At 34.9% G+C, this 10,000-nt stretch carries 11 protein-coding genes and 1 pseudogene; 1 reads left to right on the plus strand and 11 read right to left on the minus strand.

The features are described 5' to 3' along the window. Window positions 1-609: 609 nt before the first annotated feature. Complete coding sequence (locus tag AAHB15_RS29470; RefSeq protein ID WP_144568917.1) at window positions 610-1,218, minus strand: hypothetical protein; 609 nt, start codon at window positions 1,216-1,218, stop codon at window positions 610-612. 275 nt (window positions 1,219-1,493) lie between these two features. Between AAHB15_RS29470 and AAHB15_RS29475 the strand changes: the two genes are divergently transcribed. Then, entirely contained in the window at window positions 1,494-2,768 is a 1,275-nt protein-coding gene (locus AAHB15_RS29475) for an IS110 family transposase (RefSeq protein WP_335575801.1), read from the plus strand. A gap of 451 nt (window positions 2,769-3,219) precedes the next feature. Here the strand turns inward: AAHB15_RS29475 and AAHB15_RS29480 are convergent, their stop codons facing one another. From AAHB15_RS29480 to AAHB15_RS29525, 10 genes and pseudogenes are all read right to left on the minus strand, one after another. Continuing rightward, entirely contained in the window at window positions 3,220-3,681 is a 462-nt protein-coding gene (locus AAHB15_RS29480) for a hypothetical protein (RefSeq protein WP_144568915.1), read from the minus strand. Window positions 3,682-3,925: 244 nt separating this feature from the next. Next, window positions 3,926-4,168: a hypothetical protein gene (locus AAHB15_RS29485; RefSeq protein ID WP_342043860.1), complete on the minus strand. Its 243-nt coding sequence runs from the start codon at window positions 4,166-4,168 to the stop codon at window positions 3,926-3,928. Window positions 4,169-4,309: 141 nt separating this feature from the next. Beyond that, window positions 4,310-4,600: pseudogene (locus tag AAHB15_RS29490) on the minus strand (group II intron maturase-specific domain-containing protein); the annotation flags it as partial. Between the two features lie 81 nt (window positions 4,601-4,681). Then, complete coding sequence (ltrA, locus tag AAHB15_RS29495; RefSeq protein WP_335575798.1) at window positions 4,682-5,638, minus strand: group II intron reverse transcriptase/maturase; 957 nt, start codon at window positions 5,636-5,638, stop codon at window positions 4,682-4,684. Between the two features lie 552 nt (window positions 5,639-6,190). Beyond that, window positions 6,191-6,478 (minus strand): hypothetical protein, encoded by a 288-nt coding sequence (locus tag AAHB15_RS29500; RefSeq protein WP_335575797.1) that lies wholly within the window; start codon window positions 6,476-6,478, stop codon window positions 6,191-6,193. Between the two features lie 535 nt (window positions 6,479-7,013). Further along, entirely contained in the window at window positions 7,014-7,625 is a 612-nt protein-coding gene (wrbA, locus tag AAHB15_RS29505) for an NAD(P)H:quinone oxidoreductase (protein ID WP_335575796.1), read from the minus strand. 153 nt (window positions 7,626-7,778) lie between these two features. Further along, a complete protein-coding gene (locus tag AAHB15_RS29510) occupies window positions 7,779-8,147 on the minus strand; it encodes a DoxX family protein (RefSeq protein WP_335575795.1) in 369 nt (122 codons plus the stop codon). Window positions 8,148-8,177: 30 nt separating this feature from the next. Further along, window positions 8,178-8,630, minus strand: coding sequence for a MarR family winged helix-turn-helix transcriptional regulator (locus tag AAHB15_RS29515; RefSeq protein WP_335575794.1), 453 nt, complete (start codon window positions 8,628-8,630; stop codon window positions 8,178-8,180). 45 nt (window positions 8,631-8,675) lie between these two features. Further along, the gene (locus tag AAHB15_RS29520) at window positions 8,676-9,443 is read right to left on the minus strand and encodes a pirin family protein (protein ID WP_335575793.1); all 768 of its coding nucleotides are present in this window, start codon (window positions 9,441-9,443) and stop codon (window positions 8,676-8,678) included. A gap of 27 nt (window positions 9,444-9,470) precedes the next feature. Then, window positions 9,471-9,824, minus strand: coding sequence for a DoxX family protein (locus tag AAHB15_RS29525; protein ID WP_335575792.1), 354 nt, complete (start codon window positions 9,822-9,824; stop codon window positions 9,471-9,473). Between the last annotated feature and the right edge of the window lie 176 nt (window positions 9,825-10,000).

The raw sequence follows: 10,000 nt of genomic DNA on the forward strand, positions 1-10,000 counted from the left end.
ATACCATCACTTGGTATTTATTTCCATAAACAATAACCTTTTTAGTGTTATAAATGGTCGGGGGATTGAAGCCCTCGGCTTTTCTATTAGTTAAATACCTGTGAAACAAGATATTGTATAGTTTCATAAGTTTAAATACGAAGTGATTATTAATAGGGAAAAAAAAGGACACAGTCTAATTTATAATAGTTCTGTTGTCTCAAATGAAATTTCTCCTGATGGTAACCCCTTTTCATCAATAATTATGTGCTTATACAGTTTACGTACTAAGCTTTTCAGATTGAGAATACTTAGGCTAAAACTCTCAGTCCATCTTCAATTAAAGATCCCTTTAGTTATCATGAACGAAACTAGCTCCTTACTCGTAACACCGTAGATTAATTTGGTTACACTGTTTACTGGAAAAAACAAACCAAATCAGAGCTACATTACGGAAGGAGCTAGCTGGCTGAGAAGGAGATTCCCTAGCCTTAAAAGGCTGAACTCGAACTTAGAAAGAAAAGAAGCCGAAATACGCTTCTCTTCTTAAAGTTGGTCAAAAACCAAACAAAAAACAAATTGTGTAGGGAGCCTTGACAGTTTCGTTCATATCAGTTTAAGTGCATCTCTTCACATTCTCAAATATTCTCTTCCTTCATTTTTCTTCATAATCACTAAATAAATAACAATGCTTACAATCATTAGACAATAGGTAACATTTTGTGCAATTCCAATAATGTCACTCCAGCTCCTTATACCATTCACAAATAATTGTAAGAACAACCCTGCAAGTAAAACCAGTAGAGCATATGGTGTTTTTTTTATTAAAAATCCTACAATTCCACCAAGGATACCACCGATAGTTGAAGCTCCGTACCAACTCGCATAAATAAATGCCTGTTCTTTGAATGATAAAGATACTGCAGCATCCGTATTAAAATGCCCAATCACGAAGTAAAATGAAATTGCAGAAATTGTATAAATGGCTCCAAGTAACGCAGCCTCCCTAATGTTCCTCGAAAACATATAGCCAACAAGCATTGCAAGAATAAACCACATTGGTAAGGAATTAATCATTACCGCTAAATATGAAATGATTAATTCAATAACTGTTACACCATCACTCATATATGGCAAATTATCAGAAAAAACCGAAAAAAATGCAACAATTAAACCAACGATAAATGTAAAGCTAATAAACTTTCTCCAATTCCCTCTATTTTCTTTATTCTCCTTCAACAAAGCACCTCCCTATGTATTTAAGACAATCGCAACATCTTTCTATCTAAAATTACCTTACATAATTTTACCATTAAAACCTTTTTTCTTGTTAAATTAACCTGCCACGTTAGCACATAAGAAAAGCCTGCCGCAACGACAGCCCTGTTCTTCAACTCTTGCACTCGTTAGAATTCCTGTAGATAGCTATTTTTCGCGTTTGAAAAAAATAGAGCCCCTCATTAAGATGATTATACACACACAACACAAAATCATTCTTAGGAGGAAGCTCTAATATGAAGTTTAAAATGCAAGACAAACAAAATCAACTAATTGAAAGAATTTCGATCAAACATCTTATTGTAGGAATAGATATAGCCCAGCAGTTTCACGTTGCTCGTGCCGTAAACTTCCGTGGCATTGTTATTGGTGATCCTCTAACGTTCGAAAATAATGAAGATGGCTTTGCTAGATTAATACAATGGATTAATCGGTTGAAAGCTTTAAAGGGCTTAGATACTACGATTGTTGGTATGGAGCCAACCGGACACTACTGGGTTAACTTATCAAAATGGCTTTATGAAAGAAATATTGAAGTAGTGACAGTAAACCCCCACCTTGTAAAAAAAAATAAAGAAAATCGAGATAATACCCAATCTAAAAGTGATAAAAAAGATGCCTTAGTTATCGCTGATATGGTGAAGAATGGCTATTATTCATTTATTCGCCCTTCTTCAGAAATCTTTGAAAAACTACGAGTCTTAATGTCTAATCGTGACATGACCGTAAAAAGGCTTGTTAGTGCTGTAAATCAGATTAACCGCTGGGTAGATATTGTTTTCCCAGAACTTCGGCAAGTTTTCAAAGATGTTAAAGGAAAAGGCGCAATCGCAACACTTCGCTTATTCCCTACCCCACTTGAAATTAGTTCAATGAAACCACAGGATATCGTGAACGGCTGGAAAACCTTAATGAAACGACAAGCTGGTTTAAGAAAAGCAAAACTACTTATTGAATTAGCTACCCATTCTGTTGGTACACCACAAGCACTTGATGCTTATAAATTACACTTGGAACAATTACTTGAAGAATTCGATCTAGCTACAGCCCAACTCGAAAGAGTTGAAAAGGAAGTCACTGAAGTTCTTAAAAAAATACCTTTCGCTAAAAAATTGCTTGCCATTAAAGGCATAAGCGAAATTGCACTTGCCGGTATTTTAGGAGAAGCCGGAGATCTCAGTGGTTTCGCTCATGGTAATTCTTTATTACGACATGCAGGGTTACATTTAGCAGAGGCTAGTTCAGGTAAATGGAAAGGACAAATTGTCCTTTCAAAACGAGGAAGGTCCCGCTTACGACGCTTTTTGTACCTAGCCACAATGAGCCTTGTCATGAACAACCCCGATTTTAAAGAATTACATTCTAATAATGTTAATGTGAAAAAGATGAAGAAAATGAAGTCCATCATGAAATTAATAAATAAATTCGCAAGAATTCTAGTAGGCATGGCAAGAAAAAATGAGTCTTATCGTTCCGACAAAGTACAACCTTTAATTTCAATAGCTGCTTAATAAAATTTCCAACATATCTTCAATTACAGGTAAATTAATAAACTAATAGATAAATACATTTCGAATATTGGCTTATTCGTAGGATTTCAAAGAAAGTACGAAGGACCGGATTACTTAAGCATAAGGGCTCTGACCCGTTCCGTTAGAAAGACCGGCATCTACCACTTGGATAGGCATGACGAAGGAATGAAAGGGCATTTGACCCGTTGAGACATGGGAGCGAAAACCTCCAGGGGTGGCGTGGAGAAACGTACATTATATGGAAAATCATGTAGCCAAAATGCTAACAACACCTTTCATCAGTCCCCTAGTATTATTACAAGTGATTTGAAATCTTGCGAATAAGTGAGTATTTGAGAGATAATCGTATCTAACTGAGGGAGCTTAAGTGCAAAATTTCACATATGCCATCAATTTAACATAACTAACAATTTTATCCCTTTAACCAAATCTAGTCAGCATTTCTCTTTTCAATGAGGTATTGAAATCCATATAACAAGAACGACTTAAGAAACAAATAAAGAAAAAATTGAATTTTATTAAACCGGACGAGTGTAACTAATTTTAATTTTTTTAATAAACCCATCATTAAAATGGCAAACATACCATCTACTATTGCATTGAGTGTAATAAAACGTTTAAAATTTCCATATGTCCATTTTAAAATCCACATTGAACCTATTAAAAAAGGGCCAATATAAAAAGGTAATGCCACTGAAATAAATGAATTTTTTTTATAAAAAACCCACCATTTGCGTTCCTTCCCAATTTGGGCAAGAAGAATTTCTACAATTACAATAAAAATGGATGCAGGAAGGAATTTCTTAATATTACGTACCCCTAAAAAAGGGATTGTTAACCATACTAATAAAACCATAGGAACATTAAGTAGCCACTGATTTTTATTTGACATCTTTAGCCCTCCTCTTTTTTAGCATTCTCTATTCATTTTCTAAGTATTCATTTTATGTCGTAAGTTGTTCTTCGCTAATCTCCCACCACCACCACAAAAAAACGCTTTTCTTGTCTGCCTACTTCTTCTTAAGTTAAACTGCACGTTAGCACAACAAGAAAAAGGGACCGCTGCGGCGATCCCATATTTAACTCTTGCACCCGTTACTTTAAGTGCAATATTTCACAAACTTTCACATTTTGTATTAATGAAATACCCCCATAATCACAAGACCAATAAGGATAGCTGCAAGTGATAATATTAAAGCAAGTCCTGTTAATTCACCACCTGTACCGAAAAAGGTATCAAGTATTCCTAAAACTAAAAAGATCACTTTTTTTGGTGTTTTAGACTCATCTGCCTTAAATTCTTTATAACCATAAACCAATAGCGATATAAAAGAAACAATACCTATTAAAAAGAGAATGACTCCACCGAACATTACCATAAAAATTTTTCCCTTCGTTGCCATTTGTTGTGAAGAAAGTCGAGTAGAAGGGAGCCTTTCTACCTTGCGGTAAATTGTACTCCTCCCCCTCACAGAACCGTGCTTGCGCTATTAACGCACACGGCTCCTCCTAGTTATCATTTACAAAATATAGCTAATTTCTTTTCTTAAGTCGTATATATTAACCTTAACTCTTGCGTAAGGTAATGGATATTTATTAAGAAAGAGTCTGAATTTATCCCAAGTAAATGATTTCCTTTGACTTCTTCTATTGAGCCATTTATACAGTAAGTACCCGATTTTGTCTCTGAATTTATTTACACTTTGGGTATTATCTGTGATGCAATAATAGTTGTAATAACCTACTAGTGAGCGTTTAAATCTATCCATAATCATATGAATGTCTTTATTTCTGTTAATTTTCAACCATTCTTTAGTTTCTTTTAGTTTAGCTTGGACTTTCTTCTTGCTTGTTCTCCGTTTTACTCGAAATTTTCCTTGTTTACTCCTACCTCAATAGTGTGTAAATCCAAGGAAATCAAAAGTTTCCGGTTTACTTCTTCCCTGTTGATTTGCATTTTGCTCCGCAAACCGCCCGAAGGGTATGATTTTGGTTTTATCCTCAGCTATTTCTAGATTAAATTTCTTTAATCTCAACTTTAATGAATGGAAGAATTGCTCAGCTTCACATTTATATTGAAAACAACAAACAAAATCGTCTGCATATCTCACTATGTATGCTTGTCCCTTGCACTGTTTCCTAACCCTTTTCTCGAACCATAGGTCAAGGACATAATGGAGGTATACATTGGCTAATATCGGAGATATTACTCCACCTTGCGGTGTGCCTTTGTCTGTTTTATATTTCTTACCTTCCTCCATATAACCACCTTTAAGAAACCTACCAATGATTCTAAGTAAGTTAGGGTCAGCGATTCGCAGTTTTAAGAACTCCATCATCCATGTGTGGTCAACGTTGTCAAAGAATCCTTTAATATCTACATCTACTACATAATACACTGTTCTCTTTTCAATATAATGGTTCAGTATTTTCAAAGCATCGTGGCAGTTACGATTTGGACGGAATCCAAATGAACAGTCTAGAAAATCATTTTCATAGATGGTATTTAGTATTTTCGTAATGCCTCTTTGAACAATCTTATCTTCATGTTCCGGAATTCCCAATGGTCTTTTCTTGTTTGAATTGAGCTTTGGAATATACATTCTTCTTACTGGAACAGGATGATAACTTTTGCTTTTAAGCCTATGTACTAAATCCTCTATGTTTTCTTTTAGATTTTCACTGTATTGCTCTTTAGTTGTACCATTAACCCCAGTTGCCTTTTTGGTAGGTAGCTCCTGGTGACATTGAGCTAGTGATTGCTCATTTAATAAATGTGCAAGAGATGTAAATTTCATTTTAGAATCAGATTTTGCTAATTCTGCTATCCTTAGTAGTTTTGTTTCCATTTATTATTCCTACCTCTGTGTGTAGTAAATGTGTCCCTAGTAAGGGTGATAACTGGTAGCTAGCCTTTCCTCCGTCGGCATTACCCAACTTCATTGGTACTACGCTGCTATCCGACTCCCTACATCGGCATTTGGTTTCCTTGCTTGTTATCGCTTGTACACCATACTCTTCTAAAAAAAAAGAAAAGACCGGTAGGGTCTCCCGAGTTGCCGTATCATATCAATGTATAACGTGCCAAGGTCTCTGACTCCAGAGAGGTTTTATCTTTCTTGCCTTTAACGAAAGATAAAATGTAGCTTTCTGCTGTGCTTAAGGCATCAGCCCTCTCGATTTACTAACATTATGGAGCTCAATCCCTTCAACCATTTGGCTTTCGGCCCGCCACCTAACTGTCTACGCTTAAAGACTAAAGTTACCTTTAGCCCTCCAAGACTCGCTACGAGCGAATGGCTAGTTCTTACTCGACGGGAATCCCACCCGCTATATGATCCGACCTATGCTCGGCCGCACAAGCACCCCGTTAGATAAAGAACATTAAAAATTAATTTGAACTACAACCCTAAAATCTTAACAGTAATAATGAGGAACAATAAAATAATATTTAGCCAGACAAAAAATTTAATCATAACCTCAGCCCAAAACTTTCTACGCAAACCAAAATAAAGAATAACACCAAAAAATAAAAGGCTAATAACTATGCGAACTCCAGAAACTTTTTCAATTCCCAAGTCAAAAAAAATGTCAATGAATGTATTTATTAAAACAGAGATAATAAATAAATATAGGTATATCTTATATTTTTTTTCTTTTCTTTCAAACTCATCTTTAAATTCATACATTTTTATTACCTCAATTTATCTTCTTTTTTCTTTAGACTAACAAAAATGTTCTTCAATTATTATAATTTAATAAAAGGCTTTACTCTTTATTCAAGTAAAGCTACCCTATAGTTTAAGTGTATTACTTCACAATGTTGCTTTCTTGGGAAAAAGATAATTTATAATATTATTGTTGATTTTGATAATAGGATAAGAACACCCGCTGGATGTTGCGGTTTTTACTTCAATAAAAAAACCGCCAATTAACTGGCAGCCTTTATTAGGTCATATTATTAATCCTAAAGTATTATCCCCTTGAAGCTCAATTTCAGAAACATGTACAAGTTCTGTCCTGGCTTTGTTAATATGTTTTATTTCACAGTATCCACTTTCATAAATCCATTGTATGATAAATTTGTTACTTTATCACCAATATTCAATTTCATGCCCCCTACCAAAAGACCAAACTGTTCAGCAGTTATACCATTCATTACAGTTTGATGGGTTACCTTCGAAAAAAAAACTAATCGGAAAACTTCCGATTAGTTTTTCTTACTTATTGATTTGCCTTTTTTACCCATTCTGCAACTGTTACAGTACGTTTTGCTTGATGTTTTACAGCTGCTTGAACATCTTCAATCATTTTTCCATCTTGCCCAACAGTAACACTTATTCCATATGGATTACCGCCAGCTCCAAAAGTAACTGGATCAGTATATCCAGGAGCGGCAACAATTGCACCCCAGTGATACATGGTTGTATAAAGGGATAAAATGGTTGCTTCCTGCCCACCATGAGCGTTTTGAGCAGAAGTCATGGCACTTACCACTTTATTTGCAAGCTTGCCTTGGAACCATAGACCGCCAGTAGTATCGAGGAACTGTTTCATTTGTGAAGGCATATTGCCAAATCGAGTCGGAACACTGAAAATAATGGCATCTGCCCATTCTAAGTCTTCTAATTTAACCTCTGGTACATCTTTTGTTTTTTCAACTGTGGCTTTCCAAATTGGATTTCCTTCGATTGCAGATTGTGGAGCCAATTCAGGTACCTTTAAAACCTTTACTTCAGCACCAGCTTCTTTTGCTCCTTCTTCAGCCCATCTAGCTAGTTGATAGTTTGTTCCACCCATGCTGTAATAAATCACTGCTAATTTTACATTTGTCATTTTTTCTTTCTCCTTTATAGATGAATTTCCAAATAATTTGGATAGAAACCCCATTAGCATTACCACCTATTATTTTTTTAAAAAATCTATATTATCAAGAACTTTTTGTTATCACGCATGAACCCCTGTACAATAAAAACCAAAAGTTCTTTTTCACACGTTCTTACTGAAAGTTCCTGCACTTTTTCCAAGTAAAACAACAAGACTTAAGATAAGAAAGACCAAGGCAGGCATTATTAATCCTATACCTTGTCCAGCCTTAAAATGTGAAAACACAGCACCAGCCATTAGTAATACGAGTCCACCAGAAGCCAGTAAAGCAATTCTTGATTTCCAAAATCCAACCAATAGTCCAATAGCTCCTAATACTTCACAGAAACCTATAAAATACATGAATGCTAACGGATAACCAAAACCTTCAAATGTTTGAACCTGCATTGCATTTCCTGTTAGCTTCATTACACCAAAAGCTGCAAAACCAACCACAAGTAATCCTTGAAGAATACGAATAACCCATTTCATTTCTTTTTTTCTCCCCTTATGTTTTATCTGTTATTTTTTTAAACTTTGTACACCTAGACCTATTTTCTTTAATAAAGTAATTAGTTGCTCTTTCTCTTCGTTAGTAATGAATGAAACATTTTCTGAGATTGTTGCAACATGTTTCGGGAAAATCTCGTCAAACAGTGCTCTTCCTTCTTCTGTTATGACAACATTAGAAGCCCTTCTATCATTAGGGTTTGGTTGTCTTTCTACAAGCCCTTTCTTTTCTAACTTATCTACGACGTAGGTGATACTTCCACTTGGAATAGAGAACGTCTCACTGATCTTTTGAACAGGATGCGGACCTTTACTGTAAAGCAATTCCAGAATCATAAAATTTTCCCTACTAAGATTATGACTTTCAATATCTTTCAGTATGTTTTCAGTAATAGCTTGGAAAGCTTTCAACCAAACACGAATCAACCTCAAATCCAACTGACTTTGTTCATCTCCTTGATACATACACCGAACCTCCTATTAAAATAATTTTTATCATTCTATTTAGGTTTATCTTGGCTTTCTGTACAAAGGATAATCAACTTTAGTCGGAACATCAATTAGGAAGATTCTTAGATTTTTATCTAAAGCATGAATTGTTACTTCTCCACCTTGTTCCGATTGAACTACAATAAAATCTTTATGTGTAAAGTGAGTTGATTCATTTGCTTGTAACGAAACGTCCCCATCACCTCTAATTGCTAAAGCAGCTAACGTTCGATTGGCTGTAAGGCTGTGAGTATATCCTGTTCCATTTGGAATGCTTATATCCCACATTTGAGCATCCGTCACAATTTTCATAGGTGAATCGTTTCCTAGTATTGTTTTAATTTTTACACCATCTTTATCTAATACAGAAAATTCATTTGAGCTATATTGGGAATAAGTAGGCTTACGTTTTATTGCTTGGCTTAAATGTGGTTCAAACCAGATTTGAAAAGCTTCAGATGGTTCTTTTAATGCTTCACCATGATACACGCCAGATCCTGTTTGCATGAGTTGGGTTCCCCCTTCATCTACAACACTTTCTGTACCAAGAGTATCACGATGATAGGTTTTTCCTTTGACTACATAAGTAATAATTTCAAAGCCTTGATGTGGATGCAGACCAATTTCTGCAGGCTCCTGAGAGTTTCCCCAAGCCCAGTAAAACAAAGGACCTAGGCGATTTATTAATGAACCTTCTCCAGAAAAGCCAATGGGTTTTTGCTCTTTTATCTTACCACCGTCGAATTGCCCAATCGCTTGATATTGTGGCTTAATAATGTTAATTTCCATTAAAATCCCTCCTATCTTTTAAAAGGCTTAAAGCAATGATCCAAAATTTATAAATAATACAATTAATCCAAGAATTAACAAAACAATCGGCATCATCATGTTTTTGACAGTATCTTTTATTTTGATATGGGTTAGAATAGCCCCAATCATCGTTCCCACGATAAATAATCCACCCCAAGCAGCCAATGTTTCATTCCAAATACCTATAATAACTAAAGCAGCCGAAATAAGTTCCACTAATCCTGTAAATACTCTAAACCATCCTGGATACCCGTAATGCTTAAATCCTTCAACCATTTGCTTCGAACCGAATTTCATAAACCCAAACATTAGGAATCCTAATCCTAATATGCCTTGAAGAATTATTGATAAAACAGTCATTTATTTTTCTCTCCTTTTACTCTAAAATTATTTATCCTAATTTTATTTATCCTAAACTTAGGACTTTTTTATCCTAACATTAGGATATATTTTATGTCAACAAAAAAAACAACCCTATTTATGGTTATTGGGTTGTTTTGTTATATACTATGTAAATTGTTTCTTATTACACTAAC

The sequence above is a fragment of the Bacillus sp. OTU2372 genome (assembly GCF_038440275.1).
In the GTDB taxonomy this organism is placed as follows: domain Bacteria; phylum Bacillota; class Bacilli; order Bacillales; family Cytobacillaceae; genus Neobacillus; species Neobacillus bataviensis_B.

Coding starts and splice junctions, on each gene's coding strand:
- AAHB15_RS29475 (WP_335575801.1), top strand. CDS start 1,494: ATGAAGTTTAAAATGCAAGACAAACAAAATCAACTAATTGAAAGAATT.
- AAHB15_RS29480 (WP_144568915.1), bottom strand. CDS start 3,681: ATGTCAAATAAAAATCAGTGGCTACTTAATGTTCCTATGGTTTTATTA.
- AAHB15_RS29485 (WP_342043860.1), bottom strand. CDS start 4,168: ATGGTAATGTTCGGTGGAGTCATTCTCTTTTTAATAGGTATTGTTTCT.
- ltrA (WP_335575798.1), bottom strand. CDS start 5,638: ATGGAAACAAAACTACTAAGGATAGCAGAATTAGCAAAATCTGATTCT.
- AAHB15_RS29500 (WP_335575797.1), bottom strand. CDS start 6,478: ATGTATGAATTTAAAGATGAGTTTGAAAGAAAAGAAAAAAAATATAAG.
- wrbA (WP_335575796.1), bottom strand. CDS start 7,625: ATGACAAATGTAAAATTAGCAGTGATTTATTACAGCATGGGTGGAACA.
- AAHB15_RS29510 (WP_335575795.1), bottom strand. CDS start 8,147: ATGAAATGGGTTATTCGTATTCTTCAAGGATTACTTGTGGTTGGTTTT.
- AAHB15_RS29515 (WP_335575794.1), bottom strand. CDS start 8,630: ATGTATCAAGGAGATGAACAAAGTCAGTTGGATTTGAGGTTGATTCGT.
- AAHB15_RS29520 (WP_335575793.1), bottom strand. CDS start 9,443: ATGGAAATTAACATTATTAAGCCACAATATCAAGCGATTGGGCAATTC.
- AAHB15_RS29525 (WP_335575792.1), bottom strand. CDS start 9,824: ATGACTGTTTTATCAATAATTCTTCAAGGCATATTAGGATTAGGATTC.